13 protein-coding genes and 1 pseudogene are annotated in these 20,448 nt (G+C 65.9%); 6 read left to right on the top strand and 8 right to left on the bottom strand.

Annotated elements, in window-relative coordinates:
* The 4 genes from WS46_RS00655 to WS46_RS00640 are packed head-to-tail and all read left to right on the top strand — an operon-like array spanning position 1 to position 10,576.
* Positions 1-7,614 (top strand): type I polyketide synthase, encoded by a 7,614-nt coding sequence (locus tag WS46_RS00655; RefSeq protein WP_156443055.1) that lies wholly within the window; start codon positions 1-3, stop codon positions 7,612-7,614.
* Entirely contained in the window at positions 7,611-8,525 is a 915-nt protein-coding gene (locus tag WS46_RS00650) for a UDP-3-O-acyl N-acetylglycosamine deacetylase (RefSeq protein ID WP_156437189.1), read from the top strand. The genes WS46_RS00655 and WS46_RS00650 overlap by 4 nt, the downstream gene beginning before the upstream one ends.
* Positions 8,526-8,570: 45 nt before the next feature.
* Positions 8,571-9,899: an aminotransferase class I/II-fold pyridoxal phosphate-dependent enzyme gene (locus WS46_RS00645; protein ID WP_059689019.1), complete on the top strand. Its 1,329-nt coding sequence runs from the start codon at positions 8,571-8,573 to the stop codon at positions 9,897-9,899.
* Entirely contained in the window at positions 9,899-10,576 is a 678-nt protein-coding gene (locus WS46_RS00640) for a GNAT family N-acetyltransferase (RefSeq protein ID WP_373558349.1), read from the top strand. Before WS46_RS00645 ends, WS46_RS00640 begins: the two co-directional genes overlap by 1 nt.
* A gap of 9 nt (positions 10,577-10,585) precedes the next feature.
* On the opposite strand, the gene rfbD is transcribed toward WS46_RS00640, so the two are convergent.
* The 6 genes from rfbD to WS46_RS00610 all read right to left on the bottom strand — a co-directional run bounded on the left by rfbD (position 10,586) and on the right by WS46_RS00610 (position 15,933).
* Positions 10,586-11,506 (bottom strand): dTDP-4-dehydrorhamnose reductase, encoded by a 921-nt coding sequence (gene rfbD / locus WS46_RS00635; RefSeq protein ID WP_059689128.1) that lies wholly within the window; start codon positions 11,504-11,506, stop codon positions 10,586-10,588.
* Between the two features lie 8 nt (positions 11,507-11,514).
* Positions 11,515-12,066, bottom strand: coding sequence for a dTDP-4-dehydrorhamnose 3,5-epimerase (gene rfbC / locus WS46_RS00630; protein WP_059689017.1), 552 nt, complete (start codon positions 12,064-12,066; stop codon positions 11,515-11,517).
* Entirely contained in the window at positions 12,051-12,944 is an 894-nt protein-coding gene (gene rfbA, locus WS46_RS00625; RefSeq protein WP_059689016.1) for a glucose-1-phosphate thymidylyltransferase RfbA, read from the bottom strand. The genes rfbC and rfbA overlap by 16 nt, the downstream gene beginning before the upstream one ends.
* 11 nt (positions 12,945-12,955) lie before the next feature.
* Positions 12,956-14,017 (bottom strand): dTDP-glucose 4,6-dehydratase, encoded by a 1,062-nt coding sequence (gene rfbB, locus WS46_RS00620; protein ID WP_059689015.1) that lies wholly within the window; start codon positions 14,015-14,017, stop codon positions 12,956-12,958.
* A 592-nt stretch (positions 14,018-14,609) separates the two neighbouring features.
* A complete protein-coding gene (locus WS46_RS00615; protein ID WP_059689014.1) occupies positions 14,610-15,443 on the bottom strand; it encodes a class II glutamine amidotransferase in 834 nt (277 codons plus the stop codon).
* 160 nt (positions 15,444-15,603) lie between these two features.
* Complete coding sequence (locus WS46_RS00610; RefSeq protein ID WP_059474721.1) at positions 15,604-15,933, bottom strand: carboxymuconolactone decarboxylase family protein; 330 nt, start codon at positions 15,931-15,933, stop codon at positions 15,604-15,606.
* A gap of 130 nt (positions 15,934-16,063) precedes the next feature.
* On the opposite strand from WS46_RS00610, the gene WS46_RS00605 reads away from it, so the two are divergent.
* Positions 16,064-17,011, top strand: coding sequence for an AraC family transcriptional regulator (locus tag WS46_RS00605; RefSeq protein WP_059689013.1), 948 nt, complete (start codon positions 16,064-16,066; stop codon positions 17,009-17,011).
* Positions 17,012-17,357: 346 nt separating this feature from the next.
* Entirely contained in the window at positions 17,358-19,289 is a 1,932-nt protein-coding gene (locus WS46_RS00600; protein ID WP_156443054.1) for a beta-galactosidase, read from the top strand.
* A gap of 3 nt (positions 19,290-19,292) precedes the next feature.
* Here the strand turns inward: WS46_RS00600 and WS46_RS00595 are convergent, their stop codons facing one another.
* Both WS46_RS00595 and WS46_RS35880 read right to left on the bottom strand, forming a co-directional pair.
* A complete protein-coding gene (locus WS46_RS00595; protein WP_059596295.1) occupies positions 19,293-19,739 on the bottom strand; it encodes a phage tail assembly chaperone in 447 nt (148 codons plus the stop codon).
* Between the two features lie 13 nt (positions 19,740-19,752).
* Positions 19,753-20,448 (bottom strand): annotated as a pseudogene (locus WS46_RS35880) (hypothetical protein); the annotation flags it as partial.

Raw genomic sequence — 20,448 nt, 5'->3', positions numbered from 1 at the left:
ATGGAAAAGAAAATTGCAATCGTTGGGATGGCTTGCCGCTTTCCCGGTGGGGTTGAGGGACCCGACGACTTCTGGCAACTGCTGCGTGACGAGCGCGATGCCGTGACCGCCATTCCGCCGGACCGGTTCGGCACGGCGTTCTATCGGCACCCGTCGAAACGGGAGCCGGGAAAGAGCTACACGTTCGCGGCGGGCGTCGTCGACGACGTCGCGGGCTTCGACGCCGAATTCTTCGGCATCTCGCCGCGCGAGGCAGCACAAATGGATCCGCAGCAGCGGCTGCTGCTCGAACTCGCGTGGGAGGCGTTCGAAGACGCCGGCGTGCGTCCGGCCGCGATGCGCGGACGCGACTGCGGCGTGTTCGTCGGCGTGGCGGGCATGGATTACGGCAACCGCAATATGGACGACATGAACACGATCGATCCGTATTCGGCAACCGGCAACACGCTCAGCATTGCGTCGAACCGCGTGTCCTACCTGTTCGACCTGCGCGGCCCGAGCATGTCGGTCGACACCGCTTGCTCGTCCTCGCTCGTCGCGCTGCATCAGGCAGTCCGCGCGTTGCAGTCCGGCGAGACGGCGATGGCGCTTGCCGGCGGGGTCAACCTGCTGCTGCATCCGTTCGGATTCGTCAGTTTTTCGAAGGCGTCGATGCTGTCGCCGCGCGGCCGCTGCCGCGCATTCGATGCGACCGGCGACGGCTACGTGCGCGCCGAAGGCGGGGCGTTCGTGCTGCTCAAGCCGCTCGACCAGGCGGTGGCCGACGGCGATACGATCCACGCGGTCATCGCCGGATCGGGCGTGAATTCGGATGGTCATTCGCACGGCGGCATCAACGTGCCGGCAGCCGCGACGCAGGCGGACCTGCTGCGCGCCGTGTATCGGCGCGCGGGCATCGATCCGCGCACGCTCGCGTATCTCGAGGCGCACGGCACGGGCACCGCGGTCGGCGATCCGATCGAGGCGCGCGCGTTGATCGACGCGGTGTCGGGCGGCCGGCCGGAATCCGATCCGCTGCTGATCGGTTCGGTCAAGACCAATATCGGACACCTCGAAACGGCATCGGGCATGGCCGGTCTGCTGAAGGCCGTGCTGTGCCTGAAGCACCGCGCGGTGCCGCGTTCGCTGCATTTCGACACGCCCAACCCCGGCATCGATTTCGAAGGCGGCCGCTTGCGCGTGGTCGATCGGTTCACGCCGCTCGCGCGCGGCGATGCACCGCTGACCATCGGCATCAATTCGTTCGGCTTTGGCGGCACGAATGCGCACGTCGTCGTCACCGAAGCGGCGGCGCCGGCGCCAGTCGCGCATTCGGCGGCAAGGGTCGATGCTCCGTTGCCGCCGCTCGTCCTCACCGCACGGTCGCCGGCCGCGCTGGCAGCCGTCGCCGCACGCCATCTCGCGCGCCTGCAGTCGGGTGCCGACTGGGCCGCGCTCGCGGCCGCCGCCGCACGGCGTCGCCAGTGGCTCGAGCATCGCGCGGTCGTCGCGCCGGCGGATCAGGCTGAAGGCCAGGCGGCGCTCGCCGCGCTTGCGGAGCCGTCGGAGCAAGGGCTGCCGGCATGCGCCGTGCAGGGGCAGGCCATCGAAGGCGACGCGCCCGTCGCGTTCGTCTACGCGGGCAACGGCTGTCAATGGGCCGGGATGGGCAAGCGGCTCTATGCCGAGGATGCGGTGTTTCGCGCGGCGCTCGACGAAGTCGATGCGCTGTGGCGCGCGGACGGCAACGCGTCGCTCGTCGACGTCATGTGCGAAGGTGTCGACGCTGAATGGCTCGCCGCGACCGAGAACGCGCAGCCGCTGCTGTTCGCGATGCAGGTCGGCATCACGCGTGTGCTGACCGCGCGCGGCATCCGCTTCGATGCGGCGGTCGGCCACAGTGTCGGCGAGATCGCGGCGGCCTGGGTGTCGGGCGCGCTCACGCTCGCCGAGGCCGTGCGCGTGATCCGGATTCGCAGCGGTGCCCAGGGCCTGACGCGCGGCGCGGGCAGGATGGCGGCGGCCGGCATCGGCGAAGCTGCGGCGCGCGACTGGATCGCGCGTCTCGATCTCGCCGCGGCCATTGAAATCGCGGGCACCAACAGTCCCGACTCGGTGACGCTCGCAGGTTCGCAAGCCGCGCTCGAAACAATCGGCGCGGCGCTCGCGGACGCCGGCCATTTCTATCAGATGCTCGGCCTCGATTACGCGTTCCACAGCAGCCGCATGGATGCGATCGAGCCGGTCGTACGCGACGGGCTGGCCGATCTCGCGCCGCGCGATACGCACACGCGATTCGTGTCGACGGTGACCGGCGACACGTTGCCGGGTACCGCGCTCGACGCGGGTTACTGGTGGCGCAACATTCGCGAGCCGGTCCGTTTCGGCGACGCGATTGCGCGCCTGGCCGACGACCGCGTGCGCGTGTTCGTCGAGATCGCCCCGCATTCGATCCTGCGCACTTACGTGAAGCAGACGCTTGCCGCACGTGTCGCGCCGGGTGTCGTCGTGCCGACGCTCAAGCGTCAGCACGACAGCGCGGACATGCTCGCTCATGCGATCCTGTCGGCGGTCGCGCAGGGGGCGCGCGTCGATCTCGACCGCCTCGTTCCCGATGTCCCGCACGCCGCGCTGCCGACTTATCCGTGGCAGCGCGAGCGTTACTGGCTCGTGCCGAGCGTCGAGGGCTACGGGCTCGTGAATCGTCGCGTCGATCATCCGCTGCTCGGCTATCGCCTGCACGAGCATGCGTTCGCGTGGGAGAACCAGCTCGATCCGCAGCGCGTGCCGATGCTCGCCGATCACGTGGTCGACGGCGGCGTCGCGTTCCCGGGCGCCGGTTATGTCGAAATGGCGCTCGCGGCGGCGCGCAGGTTCTTCGGCACACCGGATGCGGCCATCGAGAACGTCGAGATCCGCATGCCGGTCGTGTTCCAGCCGCAGCACGCGAAGTTGTTCCGGTTCGCGATCGACGTGCGCACCGCGTCGTTTACGATCGAGACACGCGACCGGATGTCGGACGGCCCGTGGAACCTGAACGTGACGGGGCGCCTGCTCGAAAGCGGCAATACGCTCGGTGCGTGCAGCATGCCGGATGCGTCCGTCGTCACCCGTCTGCAGTCGCGTCCGGCGCTTTCCGGCGACGCGCTGTATGCGGGCACGACGGCGATCGGCCTCAGCTACGGGCCCGCGTTCCGGTGGGTGCGGTCGCTGCGCGTGTCGGGCGACGACGCGCTTGCCGAGCTCGATGTGCCGTCGGTTCTTGCCGATGAGCATGCGCGATCGGACTATCTGTTGCATCCGGCGCTGATGGACAGCGGCTTCCATCCGCTGTTCGCGGTGCTGGCGCAGGCCGGTGCCACGCCGGACGATGCGCATTCGGCGTTTGTCCCCGTGCAGATCGGCCGTGTCGATTTCCTGAGCGGCGAAGCGATTCGTCGCGTGCTGGCGCGCATTCATCGCCGCAGCCCGCATTCGATCGTCGCGTCGTTCGAATTCATCGATGCAAACGGCAAGATCGTCGCGCGCCTTTCCGCGTGCCGCTTCCGTCGCGTCGATCTCGCCGGGCGCCGTCAAGGCGCGCCCGCGCGCTTTGCCTACGTGCTCGAAGCGCGGCCGCTGCCCGCCGGTTACACGGCCGACGCGTTGCCGCCGCCGGGCGTGCTCGTCGAGCGTGCGAACGCGCATGTCATGGCGCGTGAGGACCTCGCGCGCCGCACGCAGCATCTGACCGAAACGTTGCCGCTGCTCGACGTGCTTGCCGGTCTGCATGCGCTCGACGCGCTGGATGCGCTCGGCGTGTTCGCCCAGCCGGCGCTGCTGACGAACACGCATCCGCAACAGGTCGCGCGACTGGCGGAAATCGTCGTCGAGGACGGGCTGGCGCGCTTCGAAGGCGATCGCCTGGTTCGCGACGACGAAGCCTGCGCGGCGATGCCCGCGCGTGACGCGCTGTGGCGCGACGTGCTGGCGGCATCGCCGGCCCATGTCGCCGAGTTGACGCTGCTGGCGCACGTCGGCGCGGCGCTGCCGCGCGTGCTGCGCGACACGTCGCCCGAGGGCGCGCTGCTGTCGTCGACCGGGCGCAGTCTGGTCGAGCAGTTCTTCGATGCATCGCCGACCTGGGCGCATGCGCGCGCGCTGCTCGCCGCCTGCGTGACGCAGGCCGTCGCGGCGTGGCCGGACGCACGCCGCTTGCGTGTCCTGGAGTTCGGCGCCGCGAGCGGCGACGTGTTGCAGCCGCTCGACGTGGACGTGCCGGCCGGTCGCTGCGAATACCTGCTGGCGGGTACGGCGCAGCAGCTCGCCGGGTTCGATGCGGAGGCGCATGCGCACGTACGGACGCTGGCGTTCGCGACCGACGCGCCGCTGTTCTCGCAATGCCGCGATACCACGCCGTTCGACGTGGTGATCGTCAACCGGATGCTGGGCGATCATCCGGATCCGCTCGCCGCGCTGACGGCGATCGCCGAACGGCTCGCGCCGGGCGGGCTCGTCGTCATCGCCGATGCGCGCCGCAGCCGCTTCTCCGACATCGTGTTCGGCACGGCGGGTGGCGCGGGCGCTGCCTGCGCGTACGGCACGCTGGCGCCGGGCGCGATCGAGTCGATGTGCGAACGCGCCGGACTGGTCGACGTGGTGCGCGATACCGAACAAGGCCTCGATCTCGAGGGCATGCCGACGTTCGTCGTCGCGCGCAAGCCGGCTGCCCGCGAGCAGGCGGCCGGCGCATCGCGGGACGAGGATCGAGCGCGCATGGTGCAGCGTGACGGCGCGCACTGGCTGATCGTGCAGGACGATGACGATGCGTTCGGCATCGCCCTGGCGGGCGAACTCGAGCGGCTGGGCTGCCGCGTCGAGTCGGCAGCGGTGCGTGACGCCGCGGCATGGTCGGCGCGTCAGCCGGCCGGGCAGCCGGCGCATGTCGTGTTCGTGGCGCCGCTTGCATCGCTCGACACCGCCGACGGTGCGGCCATGATGCGCGCGCAGCACGGTGGCGCGCTCGCGCTGGCATCGATCGTGCGCGATCTCGATGCCGCCGGCGCGACGGAGCGCGGGCGACTGTGTGTCGTGACGCGTGGCGGCGCGCCGTTCGCCGCAGGCGCGTCGTCACACCCCGAGCATGGAACGTTGTGGGGCCTCGGCCGCGTGATCGCAAACGAGTATCCCACGCTGCCGCTCCGGTTGATCGACGTCGATCGCGCCGTCGAACAACCGGCGTCGCAGCTTGCGATGGCGCTGCTCGGCGACGATGGCGAGGAAGAAGTGCTGCTTGCGCCGCAGGGCCGCTACGTGCCGCGCATGCTGCCGGCCGCGCAGGCGGCCGAGCGCGACGATGCGCCGTCGAGCGCATCGGACCGGACGGGGGCGCGGCTCGCATTCGACATGCCGGGTTCGTTGCGCAACCTCGCATGGTTCGCGATGCCGGCACGCGATCTCGCCGCCGGCGAGGTCGAGATCGAGCCGATGGCGACGGGGCTCAATTTCCGCGACGTGATGTACGCGATGGGGCTGCTGTCCGACGAAGCCGTCGAGACGGGCTTCGCGGGCGCGACGATCGGCATGGAAATGTCGGGACGCGTCGCGCGGGTCGGCGCGGACGTCGAAGGGTTTGCACCGGGCGACGCGGTGCTGGGTTTCGCGCCGGCATCGTTCGCGACGCGCGTGGTCACGCGCGCGACCGCGATCGCACGCAAGCCCGACACGATGTCGTACGAGGAGGCCGCCACGGTTCCGACGACGTTCTTCACCGCGTACTACGCGTTGTGCGAACTGGCGCGACTGCGACGCGGGGAGCGCGTGCTCGTGCACGGCGGCGCGGGCGGGGTCGGCATCGCGGCGATCCAGATCGCGCGGCATCTCGGCGCGGAAGTCTTCGCCACTGCGGGCAGCGACGAGAAGCGCGAGTTCATTCGCCTGCTCGGCGTCGACCGCGTGTTCGATTCGCGCAGCCTCGCGTTCGCCGACGAGATCCGTGCGCGCACGCACGGCGAAGGCGTCGACGTCGTGCTCAATTCGCTCGCGGGCGAAGCGATGGTGCGAAGCATCGATACGCTGCGTCCGTTCGGCCGCTTCCTCGAACTCGGCAAGCGCGACTTCTACGAGAACAGCCAGATCGGCCTGCGGCCGTTCCGCAACAACATCAGCTATTTCGGCATCGACGCGGATCAGCTGATGGGCGTGCTGCCGTCGCTGACGACGCGACTGTTCGAGGAAGTGATGAGCCTGTTCTCCACCGGCGTGCTGCATCCGTTGCCATACCGCGCGTTCCCGGCCGCACGTGCGGAGGAAGCATTCCGCTACATGCAGCAGGCGCGCCAGATCGGCAAGGTGCTGGTCACCTATCCGTCGGGCACGCCGGCGCCGACGCGTGGCGTCGCGGTGCCGACGCTGCGGCTCGACCCGCGGGCGGCATACCTGATCGTCGGTGGCACCGGCGGGCTGGGCTTCGCGACCGCGCGCCGGATGATCGAGCGCGGCGCGCGGCACCTGACGCTCGCGAGTCGCGGCGGCGCGCTGGGCGCGGCAATGCAGGCCGAAGCCGACCGCTGGCGAGACACGCTCGGCGCCGACGTGTCGGTCGCGCGATGCGACGTGACCGACGCCACGACGCTCGACGGCCTCGTCGACGAGATCGAGCGTCGCGGAACGCCGCTCAAGGGCGTGCTGCATTCGGCGATGCAGATCGACGACGGGCTGCTGCGCAACGTCGACGACGCACGCTTCGCAGCGGTGCTCGAACCGAAGGTGGCGGGCGCATGGAACCTGCATCGCGCGACGCAGCGTTGCACGCTCGATTTCTTCGTCGTGTATTCGTCGGCGACGACCTGTCTCGGCAACCCGGGGCAGGGTGCGTACGTCGCCGCCAACGGCTTTCTCGAAGCGCTGGTCGCGCATCGTCGCGCGGCCGGCCAGCCGGGCCTGTTCATGGCGTGGGGGCCGATCGAGGACGTCGGCTTCCTCGCGCGCAACGCCGGCACGCGCGAGGCGTTGCAGTCGCGGATCGGCGGTGCGTCGATCACGTCGGACGAAGCGATGGCCGCGCTCGAGCGCGCGCTTGCCCAAGGGACTGCCGGCGAAGCCGTCGTGCGCCTCGATTGGGGCGCCATCTCGCGCGGCATGCCGGCCGCGCACGCTCGCCGTTACACGGCGTTGCAGACGGGGGGAGCGGCCGAGACGTCGAGCGAGGATCGCGTGTTGCTGGAACAGTTGCGTGCGCTGCCGCCTGCCGAGGCGGTCGCGCTCGTCGAGACGGCGCTGCGCGGCCAGATCGCGCGGATTCTGCACATGTCGCCGGAGCGCGTCGATGCCGGCCGGTCGGTCCTCGATCTCGGGATGGATTCGCTGATGGGCATGGAGCTCGGCATGGCCGTCGAGGAGGCCTTCGGCGTCAAGCTGTCGATCATGGCGATCGCGGAAGGCGCGACGGTGCACACGCTGGCCGAGCGCATCGTCGAGTTGCTCGACGATCGGCACGGCGACGGAAAGGCCGCGGCATCGGACGAGCTGGCGCAAGCGCTGGTCGCGCGGCATGCATTGGGCGATGAGGCGCGGGCGACGCTCGCACGTCATCAGGATCACGAAAAAAACCAGGGGGCAGCAACATGCAAGTCGACGCCGGTGCATGCCGGGTGAAAGCACCGCAGGGGTGGCAGGCGAGCGAAGGCACGGTCGCCCGGCCGGTGACGATGACCGGACATGGTCTGCACACCGGGCGCCGGGTCCAGGTGCGGATCCTGCCCGCGACGCCGTCGGACGAACGGCACGGGATCGTGTTTCGCCGCATGCGCGGCGATCATCAACTGGGGATGCTTGCCGCCGGCCCGGCGGTGCGTCGCGCGCAGCCGCTCTGCACGATGCTGCGTGCCGACGACGGCATGGGCGTGCGTACGGTCGAGCACCTGCTTGCATCGCTGCTGACCTGCGAGATCGATCACGCGATCGTCGAACTCGATGCGGAAGAAGTGCCGATTCTCGACGGCAGCGCGCGGCCGTGGATCGACGCGATCGCGGCCGGCGGCCGTGCCGAACTGCGGCGTTCGAAGCGCTTTCTCCGGGTGCTGAAGGCGGTAAGCGTGGCCGACGGCGAGGGCGCGTCACGGCGCGAATTGCGCGTCGAGCCCGCCGAGCGATACGAATTCAGCGTGCGCGACGATCTCAAGGGGTTCGGCGACATGCAGTGGGACGGCGAGCTCACGCCGGGGACGTTCGCCAGCGAGATTTCGTCGTCGCGTTCGTACGGGCGGATCAAGTGGGCCGTGCCGGCGATCGCCGTCGGCTACCTGACGGGCACGCCGATCCTGCGCGGCGCGAGGCCGTCGTGCACGGCGTCGATCATCGGCAATCACGTGATCGGCGGACTGCGCGCGCCCGACGAATTCGTGCGTCACCGCGTGCTCGATCTCGTCGGCGATCTGGCGCTCTCGGGCTCGCCGCTGCTTGGGCGCGTCACCGCGCATCGCCCCACCCACGAAATGAATTACCGACTCCTCAGCGCGTTGCTCGGTACGCCCGACGCGTACGAATGGGTCGACGTATCCGCGTAACGCGGACGCAATGACGTAACGGACGGACTGCCCGGAACCCAAGACATGGCACTCGGAGAACACCTTCGCCAGCAACTGGCGGCGAAAGCCCTGAAACGGCAACTCGAGCGCGCGACGGAAGCCGCCGCGGCGCCCGGCGTGCCCGGTACGCCGGCGGCGCAGGCCGCGTCGGCGCGCAGTCGTTTCGAATCGATGCCGCAATATCAGCAGGTCAGGATCATGCGCGAGATGGGCGAGAAGCTGCGCGTCGACTCACCGTTCTTCCGCGTGCACGATGGCGTTGCCGGCGCGACCACGCAGATCGGCGGTCGCGAATACGTGAACTTCGCGAACTACAACTACCTCGGTCTCGCCGGCGATTCGACCGTATCCGAGCGTGCAAAGGCCGCGATCGACCGCTATGGCACGTCGGCGTCCGCGAGCCGGATGGTCGCGGGCGAGCGTCCGGTGCAGCGCGACCTCGAGCGGGCGCTGGCCGCGTTCTACGAGACCGACGATTGCGTCGCGTTCGTGAGCGGCCACGCGACCAACGTGACCGTGATCGGCGCGCTGTTCGGCCCCGGCGACCTGATCGTCCACGACGCGCTCGCGCACAACAGCATCGTGCAGGGTGCGCAGCTGAGCGGTGCGAAACGGCTGAGCTTCGCGCACAACGACTGGCAGGCGCTCGACGAACTGCTGTCGCGCGTGCGTCGCGAATACCGGCACGTGCTGATCGCGATCGAGGGGCTGTACAGCATGGATGGCGATTTCCCGGACCTTCAGCGTTTCGTCGACGTGAAGACGCGCCACGGCGCGTTCCTGCTGGTCGACGAAGCGCACTCGCTCGGCGTGCTCGGCGCGACGGGCAAGGGCATCCGAGAACATTGCGCGGTCGCGCCCGACCAGGTCGACATGTGGATGGGCACGATGAGCAAGACGCTGGCCGGTTGCGGCGGCTTCATCGCCGGCTGTCAGCCGCTCGTGGACATGCTGCGCCATCTCGCGCCGGGCTTTCTCTATAGCGTCGGACTCGCGCCGACGCTGGCCGAAGCGTCGCTGGCCGCGCTCGAACGCCTGCAGGCCGAACCGGAGCGGGTTGCGCAACTGCAGGCGCGCGGGCGGCAGTTCCTGACCGAGGCACGCGCGGCGGGGCTGAACACCGGCACGAGCGCGGGGTATGCGGTCGTGCCGGTCATCACCGGAAGTTCGCTGAAAGCCGCGCAGTGGGCCAACGCGATGTTCGACGAAGGGATCAACGTGCAGCCGATCTTCTATCCGGCCGTCGAGGAGAAGGCCGCGCGCCTGCGGTTCTTCATCTGCTCGACGCACGAGCCCGGGCAGATCAGCCGGACGGTCGATGTGCTGGCCCGCCTGGCGGGGCGGGCGGCATGATGTCCGCCGCGGCGCTCGCGCCGTCCTTCGACGTGCCGCAAGCCGGTGCGTCGACGCCGTTTCGCGCCGCATGCGCGGACGATGCGGCGGCATGCGCGCCGCTCGTGTTTGCATCCGGCGTCGGCGAATTCGGTTTCTTCCTCGGTGAGAGCGACGCGCGCTGCATTGCGTTCCTGCAACAGGCGTTCCGGTCGCGTCACGGTCGGTTCTCGTGGCGCAGGCATCGGGTCGCGGTCGGCGCCGACGGCACCGTGCATGCCGTGATGGCCATCCATGACGGGCGTCGGACGATGTTCGACGACGTTCACGTCGTGTGGGCCCTGACGCGCTTTTTCGGCGTGCGCCGCACGATTGGCCAGCTGCTGCGCGGGCTGGTGCTCGAAACGGAGATTCCGGCGCCCAAGCGCGCGCAGATCCTGATTGCGCATTGCGCGACGGACGAGCGGCGGCGCGGCGCGGGCATCTTCACCGCACTGCTGCGCGACGCGCTCGAGAGCGGTGCGTTGCCGGACGACGACAGCCGTGACATCGTGCTCGACGTGCTGACCCGCAACGCGCGCGCCCGCGCGCTGTACGAGCGGCTCGGCTTCGTCGCGCTGACGCGGTCGCGTCAGCGCTCGCGAAAGTTGCCGGCCGAGCTCGATTCGGTACGCATGCGGCTCATGCGTCGCGGGTGACGGCGCGCATCACATCTCTTTCATGCACAGCTCGAGCGCGGCTTCCCAGTGCGGCGCGCACAAGCCGAAGTGCTCCGCCAGTTTTGCATTCGACATGCGGGAATTGGCCGGGCGCGACGCGGGCGTCGGATAAGCGCTGGCCGGAATGGGCGACAGCGACGGCTTTTTCGACAGATTCGAAAGACGGAAGATCGCCTCGGCGAATCCATGCCATGAAGTTGAGCCGGCCGCACACAGGTGATAGACGCCCGAATGCGTGTTCCACCATTCGTGCTGTCCGTCCCGTTCGTTCATGGCGGCACCGATAGCTTGCGCGGCGACGTTCGCGCTCAGCGCGGCGATCGTCTTCGACCAGGTTGGCGCACCGATCTGGTCCGCGACGATCTTCAGTTCGTCACGCTCGGCGCCGAGGCGCAGCATGGTCAACAGAAAGTTCTTGCCGCGCGTGCCGTACACCCAACTCGTACGGAAAATCAGGTGCGCGCATCCCGATGCCGCGATCGCCTGCTCGCCCGCGAGCTTGGTCGCGCCGTACACGTTTTGCGGATCGACCGGATCGTCCTCGATGTACGGGCCGTTCTTCGTCCCGGCAAACACGTAGTCCGTCGAGTAATGAATCAGCGCCGCGCCGATGCGCTTCGCTTCGTCTGCGAGCGCGGCCGGTGCCTCCGCATTCAGGCGCGTGGCCAACGCGATGTCGTTCTGCGCCTGATCCACGGCCGTATAGGCGGCCGGGTTGACGATGATGTCCGGCCCGACGTTGCGCACGACGTCGCGCACCTGATCAAGGCGCGACAAGTCGAGCTCCCCACGATCGAGCGCGACCACCTTGCCGAGACCCTGCAGGCTGCGCGCCAGTTCGAATCCCACCTGGCCATTGATGCCGGTGAGCAGGATGGTCCGTTGCTCGGGCGATTTTTTCTGTCGCACGGCGCCGCTCACTCGTAGTGCTCGGCTTCGGCGAGCCGCTTGCCAGCCGCATCCTTGGCCGCGAGCACCGGCTCGCCGTCGAGCGGCCAATCGATGCCGATCTCCGGGTCGTTCCATAGCAAGCTGCGCTCGTGCTCCGGGAACCAGTAGTCGGTGGTCTTGTAGAGGAATTGCGCCGTCTCCGACAGCACCACGAAGCCGTGCGCGAAGCCGGGGGGCACCCAGAGCTGGCGATGGTTGTCGGCCGACAGTGTCACGCCGGCCCATTTGCCGAAATTCGGCGAACTGCGCCGAATGTCGACCGCGACGTCGAACACCTCGCCCTCGACCACGCGCACGAGTTTGCCTTGCGCGTGCTCGATCTGGTAGTGGAGCCCGCGCAGCACGCCTTTTACGGAACGGGAGTGGTTGTCCTGGACGAACTCGACGTCAGCCTCGACGAGCGCAGCGAATTCCCGCGCGTTGAAGCTCTCGTAGAAATAGCCGCGCGCGTCGCCGAATACCTTCGGCTCGACGATCTTGACTTCGGGGAGCGCCGTAGCAGTTACCGTGATGGCCATGCAACCTGATCCGTAAGAATGTTCAGCAAATATTTGCCGTAGCCGTTTTTCGACAGCGGCTGCGCGAGCTTCTGTACCTGCTCGGCATCGATCCAGTGCCGGCGGTACGCGATCTCCTCGGGGCAGGCGACGACCAGGCCTTGCCGCTTCTGCAACGTCGCGATGAAGCTCGCGGCCTCGATCAGCGAATCGTGGGTACCGGTGTCGAGCCATGCATAACCGCGGCCCATGATCTCGACGTTCAACGCACCGTCCGCGAGATAGCGGGAATTGACGTCGGTGATTTCGAGCTCGCCGCGCGGCGACGGCTCGATGTCGGCGGCGATGTCGCACACGCGGTTGTCGTAGAAGTAGAGACCGGTCACGGCGTAGTTCGAACGCGGCTTGGCCGGCTTCTCTTCGATCGATACGGCACGGAAGTCCTGATCGAATTCCACGACGCCGTAACGTTCCGGATCATGCACGTGATAGGCGAACACCGTCGCGCCCGCGTCTTGCGCGTCTGCGTGCTCGAGCTGTTTGGCGAGGTCATGACCATAGAAGATGTTGTCGCCAAGGATGAGCGCCGACGGATCGTTGCCCACGAATTCGCGACCGATGATGAAGGCCTGTGCAAGGCCGTCGGGCGACGGCTGCACCGCATACCGGATGTTCATCCCCCACTGGCCGCCGTCGCCGAGCATGGCTTCGAAGCGTGGGGTGTCCTGCGGTGTCGAGATGATCAGGACGTCGCGAATGCCCGCGACCATCAGCGTCGAGAGCGGGTAATAGATCATCGGCTTGTCGTAGACCGGAAGCAGTTGCTTCGAGACCGCATGCGTGATCGGATAGAGCCGTGTGCCGGAACCGCCGGCGAGAATGATGCCCTTGCGCGCCATGTCCGTTCCTCTTACGCGCGGTGCGCGTAGTTCGTTGCGACCCACTTCCGGTAGTCGCCCGAAGCGACTTCGTCGACCCATTCCTGATGGTCCAGATACCAGCGCACCGTTTTCGCGAGACCGGTTTCGAACGTTTCGGCGGGCTTCCAGCCGAGTTCGCGCTCGAGCTTGCGTGCGTCGATCGCATAGCGGCGATCGTGGCCCGGCCGGTCGGTCACGTAAGTGATCTGGTCGCGATACGAACCCGCCGATTTCGGTCGCAGTTCGTCCAGCAGGTCGCACAGCGTGTGCACGACCTCGAGATTCGTTTTCTCGTTCCAGCCGCCGACGTTGTACGTGTCGCCGGTCTGGCCGCGCGCGAGTACCTCGCGGATCGCACTGCAGTGGTCGCCCACATACAGCCAGTCCCGAACATTCTGGCCGTCGCCGTACACGGGCAACGGCTTGCCGGCGAGCGCGTTGGCGATCATCAGCGGAATGAGTTTCTCGGGGAACTGGTACGGGCCGTAGTTGTTCGAGCAGTTCGTGGTCAGTGTGGGCAGGCCGTAAGTATGCTGATACGCGCGCACGAGATGGTCGGAACCGGCCTTGGTCGCCGAATAGGGGCTGTTCGGTGCGTACGGAGTCGTTTCGGAGAATTGCGGATCGGCATGCGACAGCGAACCGAATACTTCGTCCGTGGAAACGTGCAGAAAGCGAAATGCGGCCTTGTCCGTCTCTGGCAGCATATTCCAGTATTGGCGTGCTGCTTCGAGCAGCGTAAATGTTCCGACGACATTGGTCTGAACAAAATCCGCCGGCCCGTGAATCGAGCGATCGACATGGCTTTCCGCAGCGAAATGCAGGACTGCGCGAGGCTTGTATTCGGCGAACAATGCATCGAGCGCCGCTCGGTCGCAAATATCGGCCTGCGCGAACACGTGCTTCGGGTTTCCGTGCAGCGCCTTTAATGTTCCGAGATTGCCCGCATAGGTCAATTTGTCGACGTTCAGAACCGATTCGTCAGATTGACGCAGCCAATCCAGCACAAAATTGGCTCCGATAAAGCCGGCGCCACCTGTAACCAATATCATGTAGCCTCTTTTTTATGTTAATGGCAGTGAATCCTGCCTTGCTCTCGTTCGTGCGCGTAGCCCTCGATTGACGCTGGACGAGGAGTTGCCAAGAAATCATGCGGCCGGGACAGATCTGGGGCTGGGTTGCACGCATATTCTAGGGTATTCCTTCGAGGCGACGCATGTATCAACCGGACAGTCTGCTTTGAAAGACTATTAATTCTCTATACCGCGGGACTCGGATGGTGACGGTCGCGGGCGGTATATCTCGGTTTCCCGTGTGCTTGCGCGGATTCATCAGACGTCTATCACACGCAAACATTTGCGGAAAACAGCGGCAAGACGAGTGCACGCAGAAGTCGGCACCGAATGCAGTGATGGTCTTTTGGATACTAAAAATCGATGGCAACTATATCATGCGCGATTCGATCCGTGCGAATCGGTCGTTTTATATCGGGATTTGGAGTCGCAATATTTTTACTTTACTGTCATGGTGGGGCGCCGCGGCCATTGACGTTCCTGTCGTATTACTCGTTAAATACGGTTCGATTCGGACTCGTTTCTGACTCGTTTCGCCCGCTGCGGCGGGGAATTTAGACGCCGCTTCAACCTACTTGTGCCGCGGATTGAACGGCCGCTGCTGCACATCCGCCCCATGCGCGACGATCGCCGTGCTTTCGGGCACTTCCTCCCATGCGCCGCGCAGGTCGACGAGCGGTTCCGACACGACCATGAACGCATCGTCGCCCGCTTCGACGATGCGCGGATTGTGTGGGTAAAGTTCGTGCAGATGCTTGAATGACGTGCTGTGAAACAGCGAGCGCGATTGCCGTTCGCTCGAGTAGCGCACCGCGATGATCCGGTCGCCGTCCGTCGCGCAGATCGTCATGTTGAGCGGCTCGGCGACGCGGTAGCGCGCGGCGGTGTCCTCGATCACGCCGACCATGCGTTCGAGCGCCGGCAGCGGCATCTGCTCGAGGCCGTAGGTCAACGCGAGACGGAACATCACCTCGGAGTCGGTCGACCCTTCGAGCGTAGCGAACAGCGCCGGGTCGACCTTCATCGTCAGGTCGCGGCGCAGCTTGTGGAAATCGCGGATCAGCCCGTTGTGCGCGAACAGCCAGCGGCCATGGCGGAACGGGTGACAGTTGGTTTCCTGGACGGGCGTGTCGGTTGCCGCACGGATGTGCGCGATGAACATCCGCGAGCGGATCGCGCGCGCGGCTTCGCGCAGGTTGCGGTCGTTCCATGCGGGATGCACGGAGCGGTAGCGGAACGGCAGTTCATCGGGGCGGCCGTACCAGCCGATGCCGAATCCGTCGCCGTTGGTGGTCGTGGCGCCCAGTTCCGAATGCAGGCTCTGGTCGATCAGCGAATGCTTCGCGCGAAACAGTACGGTCTCGAGATGGATCGGATTACCCGTATAGGCGAGCCAGCGGCACATGGAGCGCTCCTTCGCGATGAATCCTCTCGCGCATGGTAGCCGACTTCGCGGCGCCGCTATACGCGGCTGCCGCGCGCTCGCCGGTTGGCGGACTGCGCCGGGCGATCGTCGATGAACGTCGATGAAGGATGCGGCGGGTGCCGCATCCTTCGTGCACGCGTCAGTCGCCGAGCGCGTCCATCACGCGGGCGGAGTAGACGAGCGCCGCGCCCGCATTCAGCGCGATCGCGACGCCGAGCGCTTCGGCCACTTCCTCTTTGGTCGCGCCATGCTTCGCGGCTTCCGCCGTGTGTACGGCGATACAGCCGTCGCAGCGCGTCGTGACGGCCACCGCGAGCGCGATCAGTTCACGCGTCTTCGCGTCGAGATGGCCCGTCTTGGCGCCGGCGCCGGACAGCGCCTTGTAGCCGGCCAGCGTGTCGGGCGAGAGCTTCGCGATTTCGCCGATGCGCGTCGTGAGTTCCTTCCGGTATTCGTTCCAGTTCAGCATGATGCGTCCTTTCGAGAAGAAGTGGATCGGGCGGCGGATGCCGCGATCTCGGGCGATGCAGCACTTATTCTGATCGCCTATGCTGAGGGTTTCGATACGCTAGAGTGTCAATTTTTAGCGCAAACGTCTCATGGACGCGTTGAGTCAATTGTTGTCGCTGGGTCGCAGTCATGTCGAACTCGACGTGCGCTGCTTGCTCGACGGCCCGTTCGCGATGCCGCACGATCCGTTGCCGCCCGGCGAGGCGGCGTTTCACCTGCTGCTGTCCGGTACGTGCCAGCTGCGCACGGCCGACGGGCGTACGCTGCGGCTGTCCGACGGCGATTTCGTGCTGTTGCCGGCGGGAGACGCGCACGACTTGTCCGATGTCGAGGGCGGCGGTGTGCGGTCGGCCGCGTCGCTGCGCGAACCAGGCACGGCCGGCGGTGCAGTGCTGCCGGTCAAGTCGAATCGCGATCCCGCGGCCCCGGCCGATGCAGGTGTCGACCTGCTCTGCGGGCGCTTCATCTACGCGCGCGGTGCCGGTGATTTGTTGATGCGCACGCTGCCGCGCGTGCTGCATGTCGGGTTGCGCGAGGCGTCGGGGCCTGCGTCGCTGCAACTGCTGACGAGCGTGCTGCGCGCGGAGGCATCGAACGCGCAGCCGGGTGCGCGTGCAATCGTGAATGCGCTCGGACAGGCGCTGCTCGCCTACGCGTTGCGCGCGTACGGCCGCGATGCGCGCGTGCCGGCCGGCTGGCTCGCGTTGGCCGCCGACGCGCGGCTCGGCCCGTCGGTCCAGGCCGTGCTGCAGGCGCCGGCGCAATCGTGGACGGTCGAGTCGCTCGGCGCGGCATCCGCGATGTCGCGTGCGACCTATGCGCGGCATTTCCGAGCGAAGGCGGGGATGAGCGTCGGCGCATTCGTCGCGCGGATCCGGATGATGCATGCATGCGCGCTGCTTCAGGATACGCAGCGCGGCCAGGCGGAAATCGGGCAGGCGGTCGGTTATCAGTCGGAGGCGGCATTCGGCAAGGCGTTTCGCGCCGTGCTTGGCACGACGCCGGGGCGCTGGCGGCGCGCGCAGCGCGGCACGTGAGGTTGCCCGCGGGATCGTCGTGCCCGACTGTAACGTCGCGGCCGAATTGACACTGTTTCGCGCTGGCTTTGACACTCGCGTCCTGTAGGCGCTTTGCGGCTTTTTTGTCACGTTCCCATGGCGTCGCGCGCCCCTTGCACGCCGGCCTATCTCTGCGTCCCCGTCACTGTTCACGCGGATCGTACCCGTCAGTCTAGGCACTCGGCGAAACGGTCCCGTCCCCGATTCGTCTATACTTCAGACGAATTTCCTGCAAGCCGTCCGTAAGTCGGCAAACTTTCCATACCAACTGGGACAGGCGGCGCGCTTTGCGCCGTTCGGGGACCATCAATTTCGATAAAACGAAGTGAAAAGGCGACAATTTATCTTCGCAGCGGCGTTGACGCCGCTGCTCGGCGCGTGCAGCCGTGATCTTGCTGCCAAGCGGTTTCAACCGCGATCAATTGCCGCTGGCCCGACGCCAAACGATGGCAGCAAGCACACCCTTACGTTCGGGGAAGACGGCATCACGTTCTTGCTTGACGGCAAGCCGTATCAGATTCGGAGCGGTGAAATGCATCCGCCGCGCATACCGCGCGACTACTGGCGTCACCGGATTCAAATGGCGAAGGCTATGGGGATGAACACCATCGCCGTCTACGTCATGTGGAATTTTCACGAAACGAGCGAAGGCACGTTCGAGTTCGATACCGACGAGCGAGACGTCGAGGCGTTCATTCGCCTATGCCAGGACGAAGGCATGTGGGTACTGCTGCGTCCAGGGCCGTATATCTGCGGCGAATGGGACCTGGGCGGCTTGCCTGCGTATCTGCTTGCGCACGACGACATCCAGTTGCGCGTCAGTTCTCACCGCGATCGCCGATACATGGACGCGGCGAAGCGATACATCGCTGAGTTGGTGCCGCGCATCAAACCGTTGATGTCGGAAAACGGCGGCCCGATCCTCATGCTTCAGATCGAAAACGAGTATGCAACGTACGGCAACGACGTCGCGTACCTCGAAGAAATCCGCGCGGCGTGGGTGCAGGGCGGGATACCCGGCCCGTTCTTTACCGACGATGGGGTTAAGCAGCTCCAGGAAAGCCGGACAGCGCTCGAAGGCTGTGCCATCGCACTCAGTGGGCCGAAGGCACACGACGTCGCAAAAATCTGCGAAACGTTCCCCGGGTCGACTGTTATGGGCGGCGAACTCTACCCCGGCTTCTTTACGCATTGGGGTGACCGCGAATTCCAAGGCGCAAAGTCCGACATCTCTCGCGAGCTTACGGACTTCATGCGCTATGGCATCTCGTTCAGCATCTACGTGATCCACGGAGGCACGAACTTCGGCTATTCGGCCGGCGCAAACCTCGACTCAAAAACCGGTGAGTATCAACCGGACATCACCAGCTACGACTACAACGCGCCGATCGACGAGCAAGGGCGAGCCACCGACAGTTTCTCGAAATACAGAACCATAATTCAGGCACGCCTCGATACACCGCTTCCCGATGTGCCGGCCGTTCCACCAGCACTTGACCTGTCAGGCGACTACGCGCTGCGTCCGTATCTGCATTCGTCGGTATGGGACAACCTGCCGTCGCCGATCGTCGCGGGCGATGACGCACCGCTCAAGTCGATGGAGCACCATCGCCAGGCGTCGGGGTTCATCTTGTATCGCAAGGCCGACATGCCGGGCATTGGTGGCGCACTGACACTCCGCGACGTGCACGATTACGCAACGGTCTTCACCGACGGATCGTATATCGGCGGGGTCAGCCGAGCGAAAATGCCACGTTACTTGGCCGAGGGGCTGCGCCTTGTGACGAATGAGGACCCGCTGCCTATCGCGAGCGGATCGTCTACGCTCGACGTGCTTGTCGAAGCCATGGGGCGCGTGAACTATGGTGACGACATGATCGATCGAAAAGGGATAACAGACGCCGCACACCTCGATGGAACGGAACTCCGTGGATGGCATACCTACTGCCTTCCCATGAGTCCCGAGTATGTCGCGGCACTGCGACCGATCTGCACTGATCCACGTCGCCCCGGGTTGTTCTTCAAGGCATCAATGATGCTCAACGAAGTAGGCGATACGTTCCTCGACATGCGCCATTGGATCAAGGGTGTTGTATGGGTCAACGGTCGGAACATTGGCCGTTACTGGAACGTTGGTCCGCAGTTCAGGCTCTTCTGTCCCGCTCCGTGGCTCCGCAAGGGTTACAACGAAGTGACGATCTTCGATTTGCACCAGATTGATCCCATGCCAATCGATCTTCGGTCGACCGCCACGTAGCCTTTACTCGCTGCCCGGTTCCTCGTCGGGAGGAACCGGACAAGTTACCTCGAACGGAAATCCTTCCTGCTCCGGAATCTTCCGCAGCGCTTCACGAAATGCGATCCATCTGACAGCGAGTGCCTTCACTGAGTCCGGAGCGTCAGGAGGCGCGAACGGCTTGCTGTCCGTGGCGCTCAAAGCAGCATCCCGGAAGAACCGAACGTGCTCGGCGCGGATCGATTCCTCGTTACTACGGAAAAACGCCTCCACGTCCGTATCGTCGGGTTGCGGCACCGATTCACTCGTCCAATACACGATAACCGGCGGCCCGCTTTGCTTCCCATCTTCACCGAGCGGATGTCGCGTGCGGTAGTCTCTGCCGGCGACAAGCTCCGGGTACATGCGTTTCAGACTAAGAACCATGTGATCGTGCGTGTAATTGCGGAAGTCGATTTGTCTGAGGTCCATATTTCTTCGCTCCTTATTGGTTGCGCAGCACAACGCCGCGCTGCCAGATCGCCGTGATTGAACTGGTGCTCGCTGCGACTCGCAGACCCGTCACAACCCACGGCGCGGGCAAATCGATTTGACCGTGAATGTTGCTGCTCACTGACCCCACGTAGTCGAATTCAGAGATACCCGAATCCCACTGCACGCGAGCGCCGGCAGTCGCCTTTCTCGCGACCACGTTCGACGCATAGTCGTTTCCCCAGGCTGATCCCCATATGTTGCCGTCGGCCTGATAAGACGCACCACCCACGTGAGCGGTGCTGTCTTGCCACGTCTCGCCAGCATCCGACACCTGCCACGGAACCGCGTTGTAAGCGCTGTTGATGATGTCCAGGCCGCCGCCGATGCGCGCCCGCAGGTACACATTCGAGTTCTGCGAATACAGGTTCTGAAGCTGGATGTCTGCCTGCCATCCGTCACGCGAGACGATCAATCGGTCCGACATGCGGGGCACGCTGCGCGACACGTACGTGTTGGACAGATATGTGCTCAACCATCCGCCCCAAACCGGTCCATAGACGTTCCCGTCAGTCGCATACGTGGCATTCGCCCCGCCACCCACCGTCGTCCCGCCCACGGTCAAATTGCTGCGGGTCGCGACCTGGCCACCGTCATACACCCACATGTTCACGGCAGTGTTCTCGCCGTTCACGACACCGACGAACTT

The sequence above is a fragment of the Burkholderia sp. RF4-BP95 genome, assembly GCF_001521985.1.
GTDB lineage: Bacteria > Pseudomonadota > Gammaproteobacteria > Burkholderiales > Burkholderiaceae > Burkholderia > Burkholderia diffusa.
The sequence above is the reverse complement of the archived record's forward strand: the minus strand, read 5'-3'. Positions and strand labels throughout refer to the sequence as shown.